Genomic DNA, 24,444 nt, shown 5'->3' on the forward strand with positions numbered 1-24,444 from the left:
AATCAATAAAATACTTTTAGTCTTTTACTATCTTTTCATTTATCCTTGATCCTAAAGATTAGGGAATCGGAAAAAATTATTATTTACAGTTTAGTGAATTTAATAATCTAACATTTTTGGGAAAAATCCCTGTTAATATTTTTTTAATTATAGAATAGTTAAAGATATTGATTGGAGTGGAAGGTGGGAGACTCCTATGGGAGTAGCGGGAAGGGTGAGACCCCGCAGGCTTGCCGAGGAGGCTAAAGCCTCACGCCCCATGGAAAGCGAACATACTGGAACGGAAATCAATTTTTTTTAACAGAAACAGTAAAAAACCAATTAGCTCGAGTCAAAACTCAATCTAATTGGTTTTTTTAATATTATTTAACTCTTTCTATACCATTTTATTAAATTCTTTTCGAAGTCTTTTAATAATTCGTTTTTCTAATCTGGAAATATATGATTGCGATATTCCAAGCATATCCGCAACGTCTTTTTGTGTTTTTTCTTCCGTTCCGTCAAGACCAAATCTTAATTCCATTATTTGTTTTTCACGATCATTTAGTTGATCTAATGCTTTCGTTAATAAAGATTTATCAACATTTGCTTCTAAATCTTTCGTAATGATATCATCTTCAGTTCCTAGCACATCTGAAAGCAATAATTCGTTGCCATCCCAATCAATATTTAATGGCTCATCAAATGAAACTTCGGATCTGTTTTTATTATTTCGGCGTAAATGCATTAGTATTTCATTTTCAATACATCTTGAAGCATAAGTAGCTAATTTAATCTTCTTTTCAGGATTAAAAGTATTTACTGCCTTAATAAGTCCAATCGTTCCAATACTTATTAAGTCTTCAATATTAATACCTGTGTTCTCAAATTTTCTAGCAATATAAACAACTAACCTTAAATTTCTCTCTATTAATAATGATCTAGCACCTAAATCCCCATTCGGTAGTTTCTGTAAAAGTTTTTCTTCTTCTTCTCTTGTCAAAGGAGGCGGTAATGCTTCACTTCCTCCAATGTAATAGACTTCATCGGCTTTCAAACCAAGCTTAACTAATAGCTTGTAAAAACCTAATTTTAGTTTTAAGAAAAATCGATACATTTTCTACCTCCTATGCAATTTCATTAATCGTTCCCTGCATCATTTTTGGATGCAAGATACATTCATATAAATTGTCTGAAGACAAAGTAACATGACTCAATCCAACTAAAACCGATTTCGACGAATACCATTTACCATTAATTTTCAATTTAACAACAGTAGGTTTAATTGCAACGAGAAATTGATTACTTTGACCGATGCTTTTATAAGGTATATACGTCCCTTGAAAGAAGCTTAAAATATCTAATGCCTCAGTGTTATGTAATGTATTTCCTGAGTCTCTTACTAACTTTACTAGCTCTGAAGGCAATCCATAATCATTAATCGAACAATCCAAGATAATGACTGGTTTCCTTGATAGCGGCTCGTGAAGTGAATTCCCACTATCCATTAATCCTCTAACCTTAAACGAAGTATTTCGCCATACAATCTCCATTTCATACATTTCATTCAACTTCCATTTTGTAAAAGAAATTTGATTGATTGACTTTCTAGCGTAAAAAATAACAATTGGGAGCATTCCTATTACAAAATACCAACTCACTGGGTCACCATAAAAAGATGTCTTAGATAAATTAGAAGAGTCTGATTCAAATAAATAATGTAACCCTAATAAAGCGCCACCTAAAATAAAGGTAGAAAAATAAAAGATACTAATAAGTTGTAAAAAAGTAATAATCCGTTGCCTTCCAAATGCCAAAAATACTATGAAAAATGATAATAATATTTTCATAAAGGGTGATCCAACAACATAAGCATATGGAGTAAACGTCATTAAAACAACGACCGACCCTAATAATGCCCCCAATAACGAACGCAAAATAGATACATTTCTTTTTAGAATTAAACCTGTTAATTGAATAATTAAAAAATCCATTAACAAGTTTAATAACCAAACAAGATCTCCATATATCACCAATTTTGTCGCCATCCCCTATTTAGTATTTCATTTATATGTAAGTATAGGATGAGCACAGCAAGAAGTCTGTCAAAAAAAGGAATATTCATTAAAGAGTTTTTCGACATAACCTGAAATGTGGAAGGCGTTTGTTCAGCCCCGACAAATCTGAAATGTGGAGCAAGTTTGTTCAGCTCTGAAGGGAATATCTCCAGTCAGCTGAAGAAGTGGTGGTTTTCCACTTCGAAGTTGGATGGAATATTACCGAAGAGCTAACTTGCGAAACTAGACACTATTATAAACATGATTAAGAATGAAATATACAAAAAATAACATCGATAAAGGTTGGTTTTTTTACTTTTATTGGGCATTGGCTTATGACCTCGAGGCGCTAACGCCTGGAACTAGACATCACGAAATGAGGAAGGCGAACGCATTATGGTTTCTCTTTTTTTTGCTTATGTCAAAGCGTAAAAGATAGTAATCTATCTACAGAATGCTATGCAATTGATACGTGGCAAGGTGATATGCACAGTGGTTACTATTCAAATGAAGTTTTTGATACAGTTTCGAATGTCATTCAAAAACATTATTCTACGATCGGTAAAATGTTACGATCTTCTTTCGATGTCGCTATTCAAAATTTTGAGGATGAGTCAATTGACTTGCTTCATATTGATGGCTTTCATACGTTTGAGGCCGTTTCACATGACTATAAGACATGGTTACCTAAGGTTTCAAAAGAAGGAATTGTTTTAATTCATGATACGGAGGTTAGATTTCAAGATTTCGGAGTTCATATTTTTTGGGATCAAATGAAACAACAGTATCCACATTTTGATTTTAAACACTCACATGGCTTAGGTGTGTTATTTCCTAAAGGCTTTTATTCTAAATTTAAAAATGTTTTTAACGAAATAGATAAGCTACAAAATCATTACAATAGGAATTAAAAAAACCAAGAATAGAGTGTTCTCTTTTCTTGGTTTTTACTATTATTAGCGTTTTTTACGGTTACGTAAGAATGCCGGAATATCTAAGTCATCTAGACTTGTAATATTTTTAGTTGTTTCAACTACTGGGACTTCTTCACGAATTTGTTCGCGTTTAATCGTTGGTTGTGCAGTTGTATTATTTGTTGAAATTGATGGTCTTGCTGCAACTGGTTTTGGAGTTGGTGGTGAAGACACAACACCTTCAAATCCAGTTGCAATTACCGTTACAATAATTTCATCTTTTAAGTTCTCGTTAATTACAGAACCGAAAATCATATTAACTTCTGCATCACATGCAGTAGATACGATATCCGCAGCTTCTTGAACTTCGTATAAACTTAAGTTCGTTCCACCTGTAATATTCATAAGAACACCTTGCGCACCATTAATTGATGTTTCAAGTAATGGACTTGAGATAGCTTTCTTAGCTGCTTCTGCTGCACGGTTTTCACCACCAGCAACACCGATACCCATTAATGCAGAGCCTTTATTAGACATAATCGTTTTTACGTCTGCAAAGTCTAGATTAATTAATCCAGGAACAGCGATTAAGTCAGAAATACCTTGAACCCCTTGACGAAGAACATTATCAGCTTCGCGGAATGCTTCAAGCATTGGAGTGTTGCGATCAACGATTTCTAATAATCGGTCATTAGGAATAACAATTAAAGTGTCAACACTTTCTTTCATAGCTGCGATACCAGTTGCTGCTTGAGTTGAACGCTTTCTACCTTCAAATGTAAATGGACGAGTAACTACACCTACAGTTAAAGCACCTAATTCTTTCGCTACTTGTGCTATTACTGGAGCTGCACCTGTTCCTGTTCCTCCGCCCATACCAGCAGTTACGAATACCATATCTGCTCCTTTAAGAGCTTCTTGTAATTGTTCTCTACTTTCTTCAGCTGCTTTTTTACCTACTTCAGGATTAGCACCTGCACCTAAACCACGAGTAAGCTTGCCACCGATTTGCATTCTTACTTCAGCTTTAGATAGGTTAAGTGCTTGTGCATCAGTATTTACTGCAATAAAATCTACACCTTGTACGCCGTGTTCTATCATACGGTTAACGGCGTTATTACCTCCGCCACCTACACCAATAACTTTTATCTTTGCTAAAGCATCTACGTTTGTATCAAAATCTAACATGATTGATCCCCCTACTATTCAAATTCATCACAAATTTAATCCCATAAATATTTAAAAATGCTTTTAACTTTACTCATGACGCGTTCTTCATCCTGCTGTTTTGGTTTTGTATTTGAATTTGTAACAGCTACAGGTTTTCGTTCATTTGATTCGAATGCAATATTAGAGCTAAGTTTTTTTCCGCGCATTTTTGATTTATAAAAAGCATACTTAATTAATCCAACGCCAGTAATGTATTGTGGTTCACGGACACCGATATAATCCGGAGTTGCAATCCTTACATTGTTTTTAAATACTTTTTGAGCTAGTTCGATTACGCCTGTCATTGTAACAGTTCCACCAGTTAACACAAAGCCGCCTGGTAAATTGCTTCCTCTCATTCTACCTAGTTCATTTTGAACCATTAAGAAGATTTCTTCTAATCTAGCTTCAATTATGTCTGAAATTTCTTGTTGGCTGTATTGGTGATGTTGCTCACTTCCCATAATTGGAACACTTAATACTTCTTCAGTTAAAGCAGTGTCATAATATGCATGTCCAAATTTCACTTTAATTTTCTCTGCATCTTCTGTTGAAGTTTTAAGACCGATCGAAATATCTTTGGTAATATGTTCACCGCCAACTGGAAGTACGGAAGTTGCAATTAATACTCCTTCTCTAAAAACAGATATCGTAGTTGAACCGCCACCGATATCAACAAGAGCTACACCTAAATTTTTCTCATCCTGTTTTAGAGCGATTGTACTTGCAGCCATTGGTTGCAAGCATATATCAGTTACTTCTAAGCCTGCTCTTTCAACACAGCGAAGTATATTATGTACAAGAGTCCTTGAACCTGTAATTAAAGTACCTTCCATTTCCAAGCGAACACCGATCATCCCTCTAGGGTCTTTTACCTCAGAAAGGCCATCTACAATGTATTCATGTGGAACAACATCGATAATTTCTCTTTCTGGTGGTATTGAAATTACTTGGGCTTGATCCATTACTCTTAAAACATCTTCATTATCAATCTCTTTATTTTCTTTAGAAACTGCCACTACGCCATTAGTACTAATTAATTGCACTTGGTTAGCACTAACCCCTACAATTACTTTGTCAATGTGAATGCCAACCATTCTTTCTGCTTGATCTATTGCCTTTTTAATTGATTTGACTGTTTCATCTATATCAACGATTGACCCACGTTTTAAGCCTGAAGATTTAACATTACCAACGCCGATAATGTTAAGCGTGTCATTAACTAGTTCTCCTATTATTACTTTAATTGTCGAAGTTCCAACGTCAAGACTCACATAGATCTCATTGCTGTTCATGATGGCACCTCCTTTTTCTCTCTATCTATTATAATCGAACATCAATTCATTCTTAAATATCATATATGACATCTATTCAACATTTACAAGGTTTTTTCCTCTTTTTAAATTTGATTTTTCATAATCTTTTTAATTTTTTTCATTATTAACTATTTAACTATTAGTCTACACTATCATTAAAAGATAGAAAAGACTTGAAAGTGCAATTTACGAATAATAGACTACTTATTTTGAACCATTTTTACTATTTGAATTGTATGGTGAAAAATACGCGCCAACTTCTAAATGAATAATCCCTTTTTGATTTTTAGGGATTGACTTTAGTATTAGTGGATAATTTGACATTTTATTTGAAAACTTACGAATGGTGGACTTTACCTCATAACCCTCATTTGTGAAGATTGTAATGAGTAACGGATCATCCTTACTTGGTGTGTATTCAATTTCTGAAATCGAATGGAAAATGCTCTTCGGTAATTTTTGTAATTCCGCAGCCATTTCCTGTAATTCATCTCCTTGTTTCCAACCAATTAATTCAGGAACAGTAATATTTCCTAGTGAATTTTTTTCTTTCAGTAAAATGCCACTTTCTAATAATAAATGTCGTTTTCCATTAAATACAGCTTGTCCAACGGGTTGAAATTCTTTAACATCAATTTCTATCTTATTAGGAAATCTTTTATGTACAGTTGCAGATTGAATTGTATTTCGACTTTCAAGCATTGCTTCTACTTTTTTTGACCTAATTGTCAAAAAGCTGTCATCAACGTTTAAATCGGCTAATTTTTGAATTTCTTTATTAGAATATAGATGATTTCCTTTAATTTCTAATTTAATTTTTGAACCAATTGATGTTTGGAAATACAATACACATAAAAGCAAAGAAAAAAACACAAGAATTGTCATAAGTAATCGCATATTTGCTTTTTTACGTTTTTTATTACGTAAAACAGGAACACGGTCTTCTAAACTAATAATCTTATTTTCCTGCATAATTATGCCTCCATTATCAATGTTCAACTACTAAATCCATTTTAATATACTATTGTTCAGAAGTAATTCAAGAATAATAAAAAATAGAATAGCATTTGAATGCCATTCTATCTTGGTCATCATATGCTAATGTAAATTATAGCATATAATTTGGTTAGTTTAGAAGAAACTTACATTTTTTTCCCAACTATTTCAACTTCTGTTTCAAGCTGAACATTAAATTTTTCTAATATAGTTTTCTTAATAAATGCAATTAAATCTAATACATCTTTTGATGTTGCATTTCCTGCATTAACAATAAAGTTTCCATGCATTTCTGAAACCTTCGCTCCACCGATCTGATACCCTTTTAAATTAGCACGTTCAATTAAATTTCCAGCATACTGAGGTAATGGATTACGGAAAATACTACCAGCACATGGATAATTCCAAGGTTGAGTTTCTCTTCTATAATCTTTGTTTTTTTGCATTAAAGCAGTTGATGCCTCTTTTGATCCCTCTTGTAAAGTTAATTCTGCTTCTAGTACAAACCCTTTTCGTTTTTGTTGTAAAACAGAAGTTCGATATGAAAATTCAAGTTCGTCATTTGTTAACCATTCCATTGTTCCATCTTGAAATAGAATATGTGCTCTTGTCGTAATATTTGAGAAATCTGATTGATGTGCTCCTGCGTTCATATATACAGCGCCGCCAACACTTCCAGGAATTCCGCTCGCAAATTCAAGACCTGATAATCCTTTTCTACTTAATTGAGTAGCTAAACGAATGACAGAATAACCAGCACCTACTAGAACTTTTGTACCATCTAATTCAATATGATCTAAGCAATCGCTTATTTTAATCACAATACCTTCGATCCCATTGTCTGATACAAGTAAATTTGAGCCACGTCCGATCACAGTAACGTTTATTTCATTTTCATTTGCAAGTTTAATAATCTCTTTTATCTCATTTACATTTTTTGGAATGACCATATATTCAGCTGGGCCACCAATTTTCATAGTCGTATGGTTTGCTAAAGGCTCATTTATTAGAAGACTTGAGTCATTTAATATTTCCTTTAATTTTGTTTCAAACATTCGATGTATATCCCCCTTTAGCTAATAGCATCCTCTGATACATTTTTATTGTTATTCAAACTTGTTCGTGCAAGTTCTATTTACTTATTTCTTCTAAAACATTTACTAGTTTTTTAGCAGCATCTGGTACACCCATTTTTAGTGATGCATTTTTCATCTCTTCAAGTTTAGTAGGATTTAGTAATACTTTTTCAATTTCATTAACTAAATATTCATTATTGAAATTTTTTTCCAATATAACAATTGCAGCCTCATTTTTTTCTAAAGATCTAGCATTTACTTCCTGATGATTATTTGTTACATACGGACTTGGAATTAAAATACTTGGTTTTCCTAAAGCGGTTAATTCTGCAAGCGTCGTCGCCCCCGCTCTAGACACTACTAAATCTACTTCTCTTAAAACCTCAGGCATATTGTGTAAAAATGGTTTAACCACTACATTTGCTGGATTTCCAACTTTATTAACTTCTTCCATTACGGAGTTATAATGAACGTCACCTGTCACATAAATCATTTGGTAATCTTTATCACCTAATTGATTTACACTTTTTAAAAACGCTTGATGAATTGGTCTTGCCCCTCTTGATCCACCAACAATTAGCACAGTTCGTTTATCTGATTTTAGCCCAATAGATTCTAGAACTGCAGGATTCTGTTCACCAAGTACTTCAGAAGCTCTTGGATTTCCTGTAAATACAACTTTTTCTTTATTAAAGTATTGAGCAACTTCTTCGAAACAGATTGCTACTTTTGTTACATAACGATTCAAAAACTTATTTGTTAAGCCTGGGATACTATTCTGTTCATGAATAACGGTTGGGATCCCTAACTTCGCTGCAGCGTAAACTACTGGCCCACAAACGTAACCACCTGTTCCAACTACAACATCAGGCTTAAATTCACGAATAATTTTCTTACTATCTGAAACACCTTTTAAGAAACGATAGATTGTTTTAAAATTCTCTAATGATAAACTTCTTTTGAAACCCGTAATCACAATAGATTTAAAAGGGATATTTTGTTTAGTAACAATGCCTTTTTCTAATCCATTTTCAGTACCAACATATAAACACTCTACATTGGAATCTTGTTTTTTTAACTCTTTAATTAGCGCAAGTGCTGGATAAATATGTCCACCAGTACCCCCACCACTAACTAAAATTTTCATAAAGATCCTCCTAAAATTCAAAACATAAATAATTTAAAACAGTTTAAGTAGTTATTATACCAATTTTACTACTATGATTCTAATTTTTTTTATAAAAAATAAGGCTTTGTTAGAAAAATGTTGATTTTTAGAGCAGGATCAAGGTAAGGCAGAATCACGGAGAAGATTGTATAAGGCTAAAGTATATTTTATTGTTACAAAAATAAGTCCTATATGTTTTCCCTACTTTCCCTGCTTTTCTGTTTTCCTGCCTTATAAATAAAAGTGACCGACTCATTTTTGAAATACTCAAGTACTTTAGAAAAGTTGTACTTGTTTCAATTTGAGTCGGTCCTATTATGAACGTGCATGTCTACTAATATTTAATAATACTCCAACAGCTAGTAGCATTAGTGTTAATGATGAACCACCATAACTTAAAAAAGGTAGTGTAATTCCAGTAACAGGCATTAAACCTATAACAACACCTATGTTAATCATTACTTGAATTGCAATCATTGAAACAATGCCTACAGCTAAAAATGTCCCGAATAAATCAGGTGCACTTAATGCAATCCTTATCCCTCTCCAAAGTAATAAAGAGAATAATAAGATAACAAAAGAGCCTCCAATAAATCCTAGTTCTTCTGAAAGAATTGCAAAGATGAAATCTGTTTGTGGTTCAGGAAGGTACATAAATTTTTGTCTACTTTGTCCTAATCCTAAACCAAATAATCCACCTGGCCCTATCGCATAGAGCGATTGAATAATTTGGAACCCAGTGCCTAATGGATCAGACCAAGGATCTAGAAATGAAGTAATCCTTTTGATTCGATATGGTGCTGAAGCTATTAAGGCAACAAAACCTACAACACCAACAATCCCTAATCCCATGAAATGAGAAAGTCTTGCACCTGCTACGAAAATAATAATGACACATGTCCCGACCATGACAGTACCTGTACCTAAATCTGGTTGAAGCATGATTAATCCGAATGCAAGGAATACAAGTCCTAATGTTGGCATCAGACCTTTTTTAAAGGATGTAATATTTTTTTGATGATCAGCTAAGTATTTTGATAGAAAAACCATCATTCCCAGTTTCATAAATTCAGAAGGTTGTATGGAAAATGCCCCGATACCAATCCAGCTTCGAGCACCCCCACGAACTAAACCTACTCCGGGAATAAGTACAAGTACCAACAAGATAAAACAAGCGATTAATATTTTTTTTGCATGAGTTCTAAACAACCAGTAGTCAATATTTGAAACGATAAACATACCAACTACTCCAACACCAGCAAATAATAATTGCCGTTTAGCAAAAAAGAACGAATCATGAAACTTATAAGATGCCCAAATTGCACTAGCACTGTAAACCATAATCATACCGACTGTTAATAATGATAGCGTAACGAGAACTAGAATCATGTCAGGACTATTTTTTTTTGTTGGCACTTAAATACACCTCAACTTTTGAATTAAACAAGCCTTACATTAATTTATGCACTGCTTGTATAAATTTATTACCACGTTCTTCAAAAGTCTTAAATTGATCCCAGCTTGCACAAGCAGGTGACAATAAAATAATATCTCCAACTTCTGAATGAGCGAATGCCTCATTTACAGCATCTTCAACATTATCAACCGATTTTACTGCTTTCATTCCTGCTTTTTCCGCTGATTCAATTAATTTATCTGCAGTTTGACCATAAGTGACCATTTTTTTTACATTTTTCAAATAAGGAATTAAATCGTCAAAGCTATTTCCACGATCTAAACCACCTGCGATAAGAATCACCGGTTTTTGGAACGATGAAATCGCTTTTTGAGTCGCTAAAATATTTGTTGCTTTCGAGTCATTATAGAATTTTCTCTTATTAATTTCCGTAACAAATTGAAGTCTATGCTCTACGCCAGTGAAAGTTGTTAAAACTCTCTCAATCGCATCATTTTCTACTCCAAGAAGTTTAGCAATTGCAATAGCAGCTAAGATATTTTCTAAATTATGTTTACCAGGTAAGACAATTTTCTCAATTTCAATGACTTTCATTTCTTTAAAATAGATATAACCGTCTTTCACATAAGCACCATCAGGTACTAATTTAGTTGAAGAGAATGGAATAATTTTAGCTCCAATTTGGGAAGCCATTGCCATAACATTTTCATCATCAAAATTAACAATTGCAAAATCATCTTCTGTTTGATTTCTAAATATATTTGCTTTTGCGTTAATATACTCTTCTTTTGTTCCATGATAGTCTAAATGCGCTTCAAAAATATTTGTGATTAATGAAATTTTTGGACGAAATTCATTTATTCCCATTAATTGAAATGAAGAAAGTTCAGTCACAATAATATTATCTTTTGTCGCTTTTTCAGCAACCTCACAAGCAACTGTTCCGATATTACCAGCGACTAACGGATTTTTATTACCTTCTTGCAACATATTTAATGCTAACGTAGTCGTTGTTGTTTTTCCATTTGAACCAGTAATTCCAATGAAAGGTGCCTCGCTTATTAAATAGGCAAGTTCAATTTCTGTAAAAATTGGAATATTACGTTTGATTGCCTCAATTAATAATGGATTAGAATATGGTATCCCCGGATTTTTAACAATACAGTATGGTTGTTCATCTAATAACGATAGTGGATGTTCGCCACAAATTACGTTAAATCCTTCACTTTTTAGTTTTTGCGCAATTTCATTTTGCTCAAAAGGAGTACGATCATTAACTGTTACGGATGCTCCTAATTTTTTAAGTAATTGACTTGCAGCATAACCGCTTTTTGCCATTCCCAAAACTAATACATGTTTATCTTGAAAGTTCTCTACGTTTTTCAATTACATCCACACCTCAATATAGATTCCTAATAATGCAAAAAGTAGTCCTACAAACCAAAATGTTACAACTACACGCCATTCTGACCAACCTGATAACTCATAATGATGGTGTAGTGGACTCATCTTAAATACTCTTTTACCTGTTGTTTTAAATGATGCAACTTGAATCATTACTGAAAGTGTTTCAATAACGAAAATACCTCCAATAATAACAAGTAAGATTTCTAAATTCGTTACGATTGCAATTGCAGCTAATGCTCCACCTAATGCTAATGAACCTGTATCTCCCATAAAAACTTTTGCTGGGTGCGCGTTAAATACTAAGAATCCTAATACAGCTCCCACAACAGCTATTGAAAAAATTGCAACATCTAATTGGTGTTGATTATATGCAAGTACTGCATATGCTCCGAATGCAATTGCAGCTGTACCTGAAACAAGTCCGTCTAATCCGTCTGTTAAGTTAACTGCATTTGATGTACCAACTAACATAAAGATAATTAATAAAACATAAATAAAACCTAAATCAAATGAATAATTTGTACCCGGAATAGAAATAGATGTAGAGACACCCATTGCACGTAATGCGAAAAATACAATGATTGAAACGATAACCTGACAAATAAATTTTTGTTTAGAAGTTAAACCAAGATTTCTTTTTTTAACGACCTTGATATAATCATCTAAAAATCCAATAATTCCAAAGCATATTGTTACAAACAATAAAACATATGTACGTGTAGATAATACATCGTAATACATTGAAATAATTAGTGCAGATAAACTTAATGCGATTAATATGATAATTCCACCCATTGTTGGGGTTCCTGATTTCTTTTTATGTGATTGTGGACCTTCGTCTCGAATACTCTGTCCAAATTTAAGTTTTCTTAAGTACGGTATAAAAATAGGCGATAAAATGACTGCAATGATAAATGCTGAGATCATAGCAACTAAAATTGACGGTTCTAGCATAATACGCCCTCCTTTCAAAAGTTCTAATTAATAGTTTAATTCTTTTATACAGAATTATTAAGTCTTTACTGACAAGAATCTATTTAGCAATTCTTCGCATTACAAAGAAGAGGACATTATCCTCTTCTTTGCAAAATTGCTTCTTTAGCTTCTTCTACATCATCAAAATGAGAAACCACTGTCCCTACAATTTGATAAGTTTCATGACCTTTACCTGCAATAACAATAATATCATGTTTTTTTGCATTTTGAATCGCAAATGTTATAGCTTTTTTACGATCTTCTATTACCGTTATATTATTATGCTCCAATCCGTTTTTCATGTCTTCTAAAATTTGAATTGGATCCTCTGTTCTAGGATTATCTGATGTAAATATTGCTTTTGTTGATAGTTCAGCAGCAATTTTACCCATTAGTGGTCGTTTAGTTCGATCACGATCCCCACCACAACCGACAACAGTATAAATATCATTTTTAGCAAATTGCTTAACTGTATTTAATACATTTTCTAAACTATCAGGTGTGTGAGCGTAATCTACAATAACCGTAAAATCTTGACCTGCGTTTACCGCTTGAAAACGTCCTGGTACACCTTCAATTGATGCGATGGCATCAAGAATCGTTTCCATTTTTATATTCAATGCAATCCCAGCACCTATAGCTGCTAAAACATTGTATACGTTAAATGTCCCAATTAAATTCATCTCAACAACATATTGTTTATTTAAAAAATGTAAATTAAATCTTGTACCACCATTCGTTAGTTCAATTTCATCCGCAAATAAGTCTGATTCATTACTTAAACCATACGTTAAAATATTTGCTTGTGTAAATTTCATATATTCATTGGAAGCAGGATCATCATTATTTAATACAGCAAATTTCGGTTTATCAGTTGAAAAACTATTTCCTAATTGAGAAAATAATAAACCTTTTGCTTTTTTATATTCTTCCATTGTCCCATGATAGTCTAAGTGATCTTGCGATAGATTTGTAAATACAGCAATATCATATTCACATCCATGAACTCGACCTAAATGCAATGCATGTGATGATACTTCCATTACAGCAGTATTTACATTCGATTCTACCATTTTTGCAAACATTGACTGTAATGTTAGACTATCTGGAGTCGTATTTTTTGTTTCAAAAATCTCGTCTCCAATTTTCATGCCAATTGTACCAATGACACCTGTTTTTTGCTTATTATGTTTTACAATTTCTTCAATAATATAAGAAGTCGTTGTTTTACCGTTTGTTCCAGTAATCCCAACTAAATTAAATTTATGTGTAGGATTATCGTAGAAAGTATTTCCAATGATAGCCATTGAACGATGAGTATCCTTAACGTAAACGACAGGTACATTCGTGTTAATTGGTTTTTGAGCTAGTATTGCTACTGCTCCATTTTCAATTGCCTGATTAACATACTGATGCCCATCAACTGTATATCCTTCGATACAGATAAATAAATAACCTGGTTTTACATTTCGTGAATCCATTTCAACCCCTGTGATTTCCGGATTCTCTGTTGGAATTTCCACTAAAGGTTGCAATCTTGATAGTAAAGTATGAAGTTTCATAGTAATTCCTTTCATTTTGACTAAATCATTTTTTATCTTTTGATTTAGTTTCTTCTTTCGTTCCTAAATAAATTCTAATTTTAGAGCCTTCTTTTAGTTTAACACCTGCTTTAGGTGCTTGGTCAATGACTATATTTCCACTGCCACTATATTCAATAGTAAAAGTATCTAGCAAAGGTTGCAAATCTTTTTTCTCTAAACCAATTAAATTTGGTACTTCATATGTTGGAGTATCACCATATACGAATTTTTTCTCAAGTTGATTTTTTCTAGGAGAAACACCCAAAACTTGCATACTGTCTCGAATGATATTTCCTACGATTGGTGCAGCAACTACTCCCCCAAATTGAACTGTTCCTTTCGGATTATCCACCGCGATATAAACAACTATTTGAGGATCATCTGCAGGAGCAAATCCAACGAAAGAAACGATAAAACTACTATCATCATATCTTCCATTTTTTACTTTTTGAGCTGTTCCAGTTTTTCCACCTACGCGGTATCCTTCAACAAAAGCACCTCTACCAGTTCCTTGTGCAACAACACTTTCTAATGCCAATCTAACTGTCTTAGATGTTTCTGGTGAGATAACCCTTCTTTTAGCAACTGGTGTTTTTCTACTAACAACTTCATTTGTAACAGGATCAACAAATTCCTTTGCGATGTATGGCTGGTAAAGAATACCTCCATTTATCGCCGCTGAAACCGCTGCAACTTGTTGAATTGGCGTAACTGATACACCTTGGCCGAAAGCAGTCGTTGCTGCTTCAACAGGACCGACTCGATCCATGCTGAATAAAATCCCTGAAGCTTCACCTTGTAAATCAATTCCTGTTTTTCGCCCGAATCCAAAATTACGAATATATTTAAATAAACGATCTTCACCTAATCGATTCCCTAATTCAACAAAACCTGGGTTACAAGAATTTTGAACTACTTCTAAAAATGTTTGTGATCCATGTCCACCTCTTTTATGACAACGTAATCGTGCACCTGCTACTTCTGCTGCACCATCATCATAAAAATGATCTTTATTTAAATCTACTAAACCTTCATTCAATGCCGCTGCAAGCGTAATAATCTTAAATGTTGAACCCGGTTCGTAATTTGACCAAACAGGTAAATTTCGATTATATATTTCAGGGGAAACATTTTTGAAATTTGTAGGGTCAAAGCTTGGACGACTGCTCATTGCAAGTATTTCGCCGGTATTTGGATTCATCGCAATCCCAATCATAGAATCGGGATTATATTGGGCTGTAGCATTATTCATTTCACGTTCAAGAATTGTTTGGATGCGTGAGTCTACTGTTAACTTTAAATTCAACCCATTTATCGGTGCTGTATAGTCGTCTGCTATATTCGGCATTCTTTGACCTTTCGCATCTGAATAAAACTGTACACTGCCTTTTTCACCACTTAATTGTTTATCATAATAAAGCTCTAGCCCATTCAATCCTTGGTTATCGATTCCCGCAAATCCTAATACATGAGAAAGATAGTCACCAAATGGATAATATCGTTTAGAATCCTCAGCTATGTAAACACCTGGTAAGTTTAAATCCCGAATTTCTTTTGCTTTCTCATTTGTAATTTTTATACCTTCAGTGCGAATATGTTCCATACGGGATCTCTTCGTTAAAATTTGGTAAAGTTTTACTTCGGAGATTTTTAAAATTGGGGCTAATTTTGCCGTCGTTTCCTTCGGATCTTTTATTTGTCTAGGAACGACTAATACAGATGGAGCACTTTTATTTGTAGCAAGAGCTACTCCGTTTCGATCTAGAATTTCTCCACGTTTTGGTTCAAATGGAATATCACGACTCCAGGAATCTTTCGCTCGTTTAGTAAGCACATCTCCCATCGCAAATTGTACATAACCAAGCCTTGTTGCAATCACAGAAAATATTAACAATCCACCAATAAATACAACAAATAATCGTTTCCGAACTGTTACATTAGATACTCGCATCAAAACGAACACTCCTCTACATTATGTTCGTTTCAATATATGCTTGTACCAAATACAATAGACCTTCTAGCTATTAATGTCCTAGAACGGTCTATTGTTTTTATCTATTTAATTGGTTTTTGGGACATTCAATATTTCCTTTATTCTTGAATATCAACCTTTATATCTTTGTTACTATCCGTTACATTATCTTGTGGCTTATGAAATTCAATCGTTAAATAATCATTGTTTCGTATCTCAGCATTTGCTTTAATACTTTGGCTAGTTACAAAACCAGAGCCCTTTGAATGAATTTTCAAATCAAATAATTGACCTAAACGATTTACATCTGTTTTTGACCAACCAATAATTGACGGCATTAAATTTTTACCATCTGTTTTTAGATAGATTTTCGTCCCTCTTACAACTTGAGTTTTTGGGCTAATTGATTGACCAGTAACTTTTTCTCCATTACCTAATAGAACAGGTTTTAACCCTTCAGATGCAGCTAATGACTTTGCTTCATCAATTGATAGACCTTCTAAGTTTGGAATTTCTACACTTTCTTTATCAACCAATTGATTCACATTTGCATTTTGTATTGGTTCTACTTTCATATACTCTAATGCACCTTTTGTAACTGTTCTAAAGATTTCAGAAACTCCGTCAGAACCTAATTCAGTTGCTTGAAGTTTCGGACGAAGAACGGCTACATAAACGACTAATTTTGGATCATCTGCTGGTGCCATACCGATAAATGAAAATAGGTTTTGCCCATGCCCTTTAATATACTTCCCGTTATCGTTTACGACTTGGGCTGTACCAGTTTTACCAGCAACAGAATATCCTTGAATTGCATAATTGTGTCCAGTTCCATGTGGAGCAGTTACAACGGTTTCTAATAACGCTCTTTCTCTTTTTGAAGTTTCTTCAGTAATTGGATTACCAACCACTTGGGATTTATAATCTGTTATTACTTTTTTGGAATCATGATCTACAATCTTATCAATAATATATGGTTTCATCATCTTGCCATTATTTGCAATCGCACTAGCAGCTTGAATAATTTGAATTCCTGTAACTGTAGAACCTTGTCCAAATGCTGTTGTAGTTTTTTCAAGTGGATACTTGAATACTAATCTACCATCTGCTTCACCTGGAAGATTAATATTTGTTTTTTGGGTAAAACCAAAATTCTTATAATACTGCAAGAATCGATCGGGTCCTAATTTTTCATTTAGAAGAATCGAAATACCTACGTTTGAAGACCTTTGAATCCCTTCATCAAATGAAATTGAACCCCACCCATTTCGATTTACGTCATGGACAGTTCCTCCACCTGGTACTTTATAACGACCAGATTGAAAATGTTCATCTCCATTATAGACACCTTCATTCATCGCTGCGCCTAATGTAAATATTTTCATTGTAGAACCCGCTTCAAATGCATACGAAATAGGATCATTTGTATAGTTTGTAATATCGTGAGTATTTGGATTAAAACTTGGACGATTACTCATCGCCAGTATTTTACCTGTTTTCGGATCCGATACAATTGCCATAATTTTTTCTGGTTGATATTTTTTATCTACACTAGTCATTACATCCTCTAGTAAACTTTGAATCTTTGTATCTAGTGTTAAATAAATATCATCACCATTATGTGGAGCGACAATCTTTTCTTTTTCATAAGGTAAAATATTCCCTTTTCTGTCACGTAAAAAACTTCTTTTGCCATCTTTTTCAGTTAAATCTTTATTCAACGCTTTTTCTAATCCCATTTCACCTATTAATTCACCGTTATCATCGATCGTAGTGAATCCTAATGTATGAGAAGCAAACACACCATTTGGATAATATCGTTGTTGCGATGGAGTAAAAACAATACCAGGTAGTTTTAATTTCTCAATTTGTTCTTTTTTGCTTTGAGAAATATTTCTTCCACCTGGTCCTAATTCAACTTGATATTTTCGTTTACTTAATTTTTCTAAAAGATCAGATTCACTGATATCTAAAATAGATGATAATTCTCTTGCCGTTTTTTCTTTATCGACAACATGTCTTTTTACTTTAGAGTTTTTAGATGCCTTAGGATCTAGTACAGCAGATACAGTATAGGCTGTCACTTCTTCTGCAAGAGGAACTCCATTTGAATCGTAAATCGATCCCCTTTTTGCTGGTATTTTTTGCGAAGTGTTATAATTCTCATCCGCATAAGCTTTTAAGTTCCTACCTTCTACTGTACCTGATAATTGAATATAACCAAGTCTAGCTACGAGTGATATAAACAGCCCTAGAGTAACTAGAAAAAACCAACGAATACCTACATTTGTATGCTTATTCTTTTTCTTACTCATATAACAATCTCCTAGTTGCTAGTAGTGTCAGTAAATTTTACATTGTTACTATCAATATTTAAGCCTAACTCTTTTGCTTTTTGCCAAATGCGCTCATACGTGCTAAGCTCATCAATCTTCATTTTCAGTTCAGAGTTATGTTGTTTTTCTTTTGCTACTTCATTTTTTACGTTTTGAATTTCTAAATTCGTATTATAGATTGCAGCTTGCGTTTTTATGATTTTTGTACCAATTACGAAACAAACAATAATAAAGGATACGTACAGTAATTTTTCAAAAGGCGTAATTTTAGAAGCTCTCTTTTGTTTTTTCTTGTTAGAAGGTCTTGGTTGCGAATCAGTAACTTGTTTTTGGTGTAACTTTCTTGCCAAATTACTCATCATTTTCCCTCCTTATAATTTTTCTGCAACTCTTAGCTTTGCAGATCTTGCTCTTTTATTTGATTCTAATTCTTCATCAGTTGGTAATAATGGTTTTCTTGTAATCAGTTTTAATTTTGGTTTAAACTCATCAGGAATAATCGGTAATCCTGGTGGTAATGGTGGTAACGAACTTGCTTCTTTAAAAATGGTTTTACAAATACGATCTTCTAAAGAATGGAATGTAATGACACTTATTCTTCCATTTGGTTTAACAAGTGTTATTGCATCTTTTAACGCTTCCTCAAACACGCCTAGTTCATCATTTACAGCAATACGAATGGCTTGGAAAATTCTTTTAGCAGGATGTCCACCCGTTCTTCTAGCTGGTGCCGGGATTGCATCTTTAATAATTTCAACTAATTCACCTGTTGTTTCAATCGGCTTCTTAGCTCGAAGTTCTTCAATCTTTCTAGCGACCTGTTTAGAGAATTTCTCTTCACCATATCTGAAAAATATTTTAACAAGCTGTTCATAAGTCCATTCATTTACAACTTCATATGCTGATAAAGTTTGATCTTGGTTCATCCTCATGTCAAGAGGTGCATCTTGATGGAAACTAAAACCACGTTCAGCTACATCTAATTGTGGTGACGAGACACCTAAGTCAAATAAAATACCATCAACTTCATAAATCCCTAGATTATGAAGCTCCTCTTTAATATGTTTAAAATTACTTTTTACGATTGTTAATTGTTGTTCATATTTCTTCAAACGTTCTTTCGCATGACGAATTGCAGTTTCATCTTGATCAAATGCAATTAATCTTCCTTTAGGAGATAGCTGAGATAATAAATACTCGCTATGCCCTCCACCACCTAGTGTACAATCGACATAAATTCCATCTTCATTTATTTCTAAAGAATCAACAGTTTCTTTTAACAAAACCGTAATATGTTCAAACATGTTGCTTTCACTACTTTCAAATTGTAATTTTTAAAAGTCAAATCCGATTAAGTTTTCTGCTAACTCACCAAATGACTCTTCTGATTCATCCATATATGTATTCCATGTTGATTGATCCCAAATCTCAATTCGATTCGTAACACCAACTACAACACATTCTTTTTCTAATTTTGCGTAACCACGCAAATTCGGCGATATATTAATTCTCCCCATCTTATCCATCTCACATTCCATTGCTCCAGAGAAGAAAAAGCGGGTAAATGCTCTTGCATCTTTTTTAGTTAGTGGTAGTGTACGCAGTTTATCTTCAATTACACTCCATTCGGCTAATGAATAGCCAAATAAGCATTGGTCTAAACCTCTTGTAACAATGAAGGTTTCACCAAGCTTGTCTCGAAATTTGGAAGGAATAATTAGACGTCCCTTTACATCGATATTATGTTGATATTCACCGATAAACATCCTATTCCCCCACTTTCTAACACAAACTTACCACATTCCCCCACTTCTTACCACCTTTTCTAAAAAATTCTTTAAAAAAACAAAAAATCCTGCTATATGCATAACAGGATTTAAAGATTTACTATTATATTTTTACGATTTGATGAGCGTGATCCCATGATAATTCTAATTCACATAGCTCGTGAACAAAGTCAAAACCATATTTATTTATAAAGTAATAAATATTCAGTACTCTCTCTTGCGGTTTACCATTTGGTGTAATTGAAGAAATGACGCGATTCCATTTTTCAATTTGCTCTTCATGCTGTTTTAAAATTGATTCCTCTATTTTTCTTTCTAAAAGTAAAATTTGGTCTTCAATTTTTATAAAATTCTTTTTCGAAAAATCTCTTAGGTTAGGCGTAATTTTCCCCGTTATGTCCTGAAGTGGTTTGTGTAACTCTGCTAATGCTCTTTTTGCAGTATTAAACTCTTGCTTATAGTCTAAATTTACTTGATCTTTGATCCAAGCTTCTTTCTTATCGACTAGAGATGTTTGAACTGCATCATTCACATCTAATGAAAAATCATCTAAAGCAGCTACAATATTTCTTTCGAAAATTGTGAACATATGTCTTAAAAACACCGGTGGCATTTCTAAATTAAAAACTTTAAAAACATCCTTTAATTCTGACCAATATGCTATTTCACCAGGTCCACCTACGAACGCTAATGTTGGAAATAAAAACTCTTGCATAACAGGTCTAGTAACAACATTGTTACTTAATAATTCCGGTTGCTCATTTGCTATTTCTAATAGTTCATCTTTTGAAAATTGATAGCTTTTATTTTTCGTTTGAAAATACCCTTCATTATCAGATACTTCAAGTAATTGTCTACCTTCCTTACTATGGAAAAACAGATGAATACTCTGCTCTGAAATTTGAAGCGTTTCGTGATAACCGGATTGAATTAATTTGCTTTTCGTATCCTTTAAAACACTTCTTACGATATCTTGTTTTTGAATCATTTCATCAAATAATGATGATTCTAACTCTCGTACAAGCGGATCGTCAGCATCTATTAGTACAAGACCTTCGCTTTTGAACAGCTTAAATATTATTTTCGCAAAAAAATCTACATATGTTGAAGATTTTTCGATTGTAGCGTTTAATTCTTCTAACAATTCATTTGTAAAATTTGTTTCTTCAAATGTTTTAACAATTTTTTCAATCCATTTTTTCATTTCCTGCTGATCGATTTCAGTTCTTGATGCAGCATTGGAAAATGGATTCCGTTGATAAAATGTTTGTTTTTTCACTTCATTATTTTCAATTGTATGTATATGATTTATCTCATCGATATCATGATCCTCACCAGCAATCCAAAATACTGGAACAACTGTTACCCCATGCTCCATTTCATATTTCTTAGCTAAATGAATAATTGAAATGATTTTGTGAATTGAATACAACGGTCCCGTTAATAAACCCGCTTGTTGCCCACCAATAACAACAAATGTATCCTTATTTACTAATTTTTTTACGTTTTCTTTTGCTTGATCACTAGCTTCATGTTTATGATGAAATTTTTCTAAAGCATTTACTAATCCCGTACGATTATATGAACGTCCCATCACATATTTGATTCTATATTCCATTTCTTCTTTTAAAAGTGGATTTGCACCAAAGAAAGAAGAAATTGCTTCTTTTCCATTTACAAAATCATTCAGCAATTTATTTTGCCCCTCTAAATGGACTTTACTAATTTGCATTACAAACTTCCTCTCTCGCTCTCCAACTAAGCATTGTATTCGGATATTTTAAAAACTATTCCAGTCAGTACAGTTACAAAGTGAAGAATAAAGAACATAAGAAATGACATTCTCCAAAAACCTTTTACTAACTTTGTAAACCGAATATCTCTTTTAGCTTTCCATTGAAGAATAATACTAATAAATAAGATAACCAATAATAAATTAATTAATATCCATAATGTCGCTGTAGGAAAAAACATACTTAAAACAAAATAAAATGAACTAATATATAGAATTGTAGATAAATCTAATGTAAAAAGCAAAAGTTTACGCTTGTTATTCTTAAAAAATAACTTTAGAAACATATAGATGAATATTGATGAAAAAATTGGAAATTCAATTAGCAAAGATATGAAAAAAATGAAAAATTTTTCCAATAGGAATTACCCCTTTTTATTCTCAAGTCCTTTTATACTATTGTACACAAGATTAATAGTAGGAACATTTATTTTTTTTTGAATTGCCATTTTTTTTACATAACCTAGCATACTTTCGATTTCAGTTTGTCTTCCGTAATATAGATCCCGATTCATTGAAGAATAGTTTTCGGCCGTTTTTTCACAAATTTCGATTAATTTAACCCACTCAAGTTCTTTATTTAATTCCAGTATATTTGCAACTTCATTAAATAATAATTTACAAATCGGTTTAAAATACTCATTAGTGATTAATTCACCATTTCTTACATTAAAAATAGCTGTTAACGGGTTAATTGTACAATTCACAAGACATTTTTGTTTAAGTATATATTCCCAATCATCTTGACACTTAATGGGAAAATCATCTGTATGTAAATTCATTATTTGCTGTCTCGCTTCTTCACACCCTTTAATTAGACCTAGTCTAATCATCCCTTTACCCGTGTGGCTAATTTCGTTTGGAGCTGTTTTTAAAGCACCATGTTCAACAATTCCGATAAAGCAATTTGGTATTGATAATTTTTTTACTAATTCAATATGTGACATTCCATTTTGTAAGAATAATATATTCTCACCTTCATAATGATAGAAAGATTTAGAAACTTGCTCTAAATGATACTGTTTTACACAAACAACTAATAAATCAAAGCGTTCAATTTTATCAGTTATTTTTTTGGCTTTTATACACATTTGATTCTTTTCTTCATTTACTGATAAAGAAACACCATATTCATTTATTAGGCTGGCCTGATCTTCAGTTCTCGTAAATAATGTCACGTTTTCGTTATTTTTTTTAAAATACGATGCAACAAGAAGACCGATTGCACCGCCACCTATTATTCCAATATTCACCTGAATTCTCCATTCATGATTCTTTTTTCCATTATTATCCTTTTGATAATAAATTTACACTGAAACTCTCTTTTTTAAAAATAAATTGTACGTTATAATTATATTTAAAATATTAAAAATTTACATTCTTTTTAAGGGGGAACTTTTTTGAACATCAAGATAGAACGCTTACAAATAAATTTTAAAACACTTGAACAATTCCAGCAATTTTCTGGTTATGGTTTACAAGAACTATCAATGTTAGAAGATCTTGAATCAAATTTAATTGATAACGAGTTCCAATCTCCTTTCTACGGTATCTACTTAGGTAAGGCTCTTGTCGCTCGTATGAGTTTATATACTCATAAAGAAAATAATGAGGAAATAATTGAGATAAATAAGATGGAAGTACTACCTTATTATCAAAAGAATGGTTACGGAAAAGAACTAGTTAAATTCGCTAAATCTTTCAACAAACCGATTAAAACAATTCCTAGAGCAAATTCAAATGAATTTTGGAAAAAACAAGATTTTGTTGAGTCCGATTCAGAATTCGTTATTTGGAAACCATAAATAAAAAAACTCAACATCCCCTTTGGAGATGTTGAGTTTTTTTATTCTTTTTTCGATTTTACTTTAATGTCACTTTTTGAATTAATACTCACTAATTTTCTTTTTTGATCTAAAAATTCAAATAAATGTTCATATTCATTTTCAAGTTCACTTAATTTCTCAATTAATTGTTGCTTCTCTATTTTCAATAGTTCGTTTTCTTGCTTTGATTTCAAAAGCTTTCTTTCTAGTGATTGGATTTCTTTTAAATGTCCACCAGATTCTACTTTTAATCTTAAGTATTCAAGAAATTTATAAACTGAATCAAACGTTATTTCTGGGCCAACTTTTTCATTTGCAGGAACTTCAATTTCAGTTGAGTGATCTATACTTAATTCTTGCGTTTTCTCTTCCTCTACTTCATTCGTTGGAACAGCCTGCTTTTTACTACTATTTTTAGCTGCTTCAATCTCTTCTTTATAAAATTTTCTTACATAGGAATTCCATCGATAACCACATGCTGCAGCAGTTCTTGATAAGCTCTTTGCGACAACTTTAAATGCCATTAATTGAGTAGACCCTTCATTTATCGTTTTTAAAACTACTTCGGCTAAGTAGTTATCCTCATCTTTTGTCCATGCATCCTGGCGATTTGCAACCATTTGCAATCCCCTCC

The 24,444-nt window shown here is 32.8% G+C and carries 21 protein-coding genes and 1 pseudogene; 2 read left to right on the forward strand and 20 right to left on the reverse strand.

Features of this window, described 5'->3' with window-relative positions; genetic code table 11:
- Positions 1–376 precede the first annotated feature (376 nt).
- Both sigE and spoIIGA read right to left on the reverse strand, forming a co-directional pair.
- Entirely contained in the window at positions 377–1,096 is a 720-nt protein-coding gene (sigE, locus tag B7R67_RS03755; RefSeq protein WP_088067697.1) for an RNA polymerase sporulation sigma factor SigE, read from the reverse strand.
- A gap of 10 nt (positions 1,097–1,106) precedes the next feature.
- Positions 1,107–2,012 (reverse strand): sigma-E processing peptidase SpoIIGA, encoded by a 906-nt coding sequence (gene spoIIGA, locus B7R67_RS03760; RefSeq protein ID WP_235822085.1) that lies wholly within the window; start codon positions 2,010–2,012, stop codon positions 1,107–1,109.
- A gap of 425 nt (positions 2,013–2,437) precedes the next feature.
- Between spoIIGA and B7R67_RS03765 the strand changes: the two are divergent.
- Positions 2,438–2,947: pseudogene (locus B7R67_RS03765) on the forward strand (class I SAM-dependent methyltransferase); the annotation flags it as partial.
- Between the two features lie 45 nt (positions 2,948–2,992).
- Here the strand turns inward: B7R67_RS03765 and ftsZ are convergent.
- The 17 genes from ftsZ to B7R67_RS03850 form a co-directional block, all read right to left on the reverse strand.
- Positions 2,993–4,138 (reverse strand): cell division protein FtsZ, encoded by a 1,146-nt coding sequence (ftsZ, locus tag B7R67_RS03770; RefSeq protein ID WP_088067699.1) that lies wholly within the window; start codon positions 4,136–4,138, stop codon positions 2,993–2,995.
- 35 nt (positions 4,139–4,173) lie between these two features.
- Positions 4,174–5,454: a cell division protein FtsA gene (gene ftsA / locus B7R67_RS03775; RefSeq protein WP_088067701.1), complete on the reverse strand. Its 1,281-nt coding sequence runs from the start codon at positions 5,452–5,454 to the stop codon at positions 4,174–4,176.
- A gap of 225 nt (positions 5,455–5,679) precedes the next feature.
- Positions 5,680–6,447 (reverse strand): cell division protein FtsQ/DivIB, encoded by a 768-nt coding sequence (locus tag B7R67_RS03780; RefSeq protein WP_088067703.1) that lies wholly within the window; start codon positions 6,445–6,447, stop codon positions 5,680–5,682.
- A 170-nt stretch (positions 6,448–6,617) separates the two neighbouring features.
- A complete protein-coding gene (gene murB / locus B7R67_RS03785; RefSeq protein WP_088067705.1) occupies positions 6,618–7,526 on the reverse strand; it encodes a UDP-N-acetylmuramate dehydrogenase in 909 nt (302 codons plus the stop codon).
- A gap of 76 nt (positions 7,527–7,602) precedes the next feature.
- A complete protein-coding gene (murG, locus tag B7R67_RS03790) occupies positions 7,603–8,694 on the reverse strand; it encodes an undecaprenyldiphospho-muramoylpentapeptide beta-N-acetylglucosaminyltransferase (RefSeq protein WP_088067707.1) in 1,092 nt (363 codons plus the stop codon).
- A 336-nt stretch (positions 8,695–9,030) separates the two neighbouring features.
- Positions 9,031–10,104, reverse strand: coding sequence for a stage V sporulation protein E (gene spoVE / locus B7R67_RS03795; RefSeq protein ID WP_088067980.1), 1,074 nt, complete (start codon positions 10,102–10,104; stop codon positions 9,031–9,033).
- 61 nt (positions 10,105–10,165) lie between these two features.
- On the reverse strand, positions 10,166–11,518 hold the full coding sequence (gene murD / locus B7R67_RS03800; RefSeq protein WP_088067708.1) for a UDP-N-acetylmuramoyl-L-alanine--D-glutamate ligase: 1,353 nt from the start codon (positions 11,516–11,518) through the stop codon (positions 10,166–10,168).
- Entirely contained in the window at positions 11,519–12,493 is a 975-nt protein-coding gene (gene mraY / locus B7R67_RS03805; RefSeq protein WP_088067710.1) for a phospho-N-acetylmuramoyl-pentapeptide-transferase, read from the reverse strand.
- Positions 12,494–12,609: 116 nt separating this feature from the next.
- Positions 12,610–14,076: a UDP-N-acetylmuramoyl-L-alanyl-D-glutamate--2,6-diaminopimelate ligase gene (locus B7R67_RS03810; RefSeq protein WP_088067712.1), complete on the reverse strand. Its 1,467-nt coding sequence runs from the start codon at positions 14,074–14,076 to the stop codon at positions 12,610–12,612.
- A 25-nt stretch (positions 14,077–14,101) separates the two neighbouring features.
- The gene (locus tag B7R67_RS03815) at positions 14,102–16,048 is read right to left on the reverse strand and encodes a stage V sporulation protein D (protein ID WP_088067714.1); all 1,947 of its coding nucleotides are present in this window, start codon (positions 16,046–16,048) and stop codon (positions 14,102–14,104) included.
- 140 nt (positions 16,049–16,188) lie between these two features.
- Positions 16,189–18,384: a penicillin-binding protein gene (locus B7R67_RS03820; protein WP_088067715.1), complete on the reverse strand. Its 2,196-nt coding sequence runs from the start codon at positions 18,382–18,384 to the stop codon at positions 16,189–16,191.
- 11 nt (positions 18,385–18,395) lie between these two features.
- A complete protein-coding gene (ftsL, locus tag B7R67_RS03825) occupies positions 18,396–18,764 on the reverse strand; it encodes a cell division protein FtsL (RefSeq protein ID WP_158095015.1) in 369 nt (122 codons plus the stop codon).
- A gap of 12 nt (positions 18,765–18,776) precedes the next feature.
- On the reverse strand, positions 18,777–19,709 hold the full coding sequence (rsmH, locus tag B7R67_RS03830) for a 16S rRNA (cytosine(1402)-N(4))-methyltransferase RsmH (RefSeq protein ID WP_088067720.1): 933 nt from the start codon (positions 19,707–19,709) through the stop codon (positions 18,777–18,779).
- A 30-nt stretch (positions 19,710–19,739) separates the two neighbouring features.
- Positions 19,740–20,171 (reverse strand): division/cell wall cluster transcriptional repressor MraZ, encoded by a 432-nt coding sequence (gene mraZ / locus B7R67_RS03835; RefSeq protein ID WP_088067722.1) that lies wholly within the window; start codon positions 20,169–20,171, stop codon positions 19,740–19,742.
- Between the two features lie 124 nt (positions 20,172–20,295).
- Positions 20,296–21,924: a bacillithiol biosynthesis cysteine-adding enzyme BshC gene (bshC, locus tag B7R67_RS03840; protein WP_088067724.1), complete on the reverse strand. Its 1,629-nt coding sequence runs from the start codon at positions 21,922–21,924 to the stop codon at positions 20,296–20,298.
- A 26-nt stretch (positions 21,925–21,950) separates the two neighbouring features.
- Complete coding sequence (locus B7R67_RS22795; RefSeq protein WP_088067726.1) at positions 21,951–22,343, reverse strand: DUF3397 family protein; 393 nt, start codon at positions 22,341–22,343, stop codon at positions 21,951–21,953.
- 6 nt (positions 22,344–22,349) lie between these two features.
- Positions 22,350–23,237, reverse strand: coding sequence for a 2-dehydropantoate 2-reductase (locus tag B7R67_RS03850; RefSeq protein WP_158095016.1), 888 nt, complete (start codon positions 23,235–23,237; stop codon positions 22,350–22,352).
- A gap of 147 nt (positions 23,238–23,384) precedes the next feature.
- Between B7R67_RS03850 and B7R67_RS03855 the strand changes: the two genes are divergently transcribed.
- Positions 23,385–23,789 carry a GNAT family N-acetyltransferase gene (locus tag B7R67_RS03855; protein WP_088067730.1) on the forward strand — a complete coding sequence of 135 codons (405 nt, stop codon included), beginning with the start codon at positions 23,385–23,387 and terminating at the stop codon, positions 23,787–23,789.
- 41 nt (positions 23,790–23,830) lie between these two features.
- Here the strand turns inward: B7R67_RS03855 and B7R67_RS03860 are convergent, their stop codons facing one another.
- Positions 23,831–24,430, reverse strand: coding sequence for a Myb-like DNA-binding domain-containing protein (locus tag B7R67_RS03860; RefSeq protein WP_088067732.1), 600 nt, complete (start codon positions 24,428–24,430; stop codon positions 23,831–23,833).
- Between the last annotated feature and the right edge of the window lie 14 nt (positions 24,431–24,444).

The organism is Gottfriedia luciferensis, assembly GCF_002156865.1.
Lineage (GTDB): Bacteria > Bacillota > Bacilli > Bacillales > Bacillaceae_G > Gottfriedia > Gottfriedia luciferensis.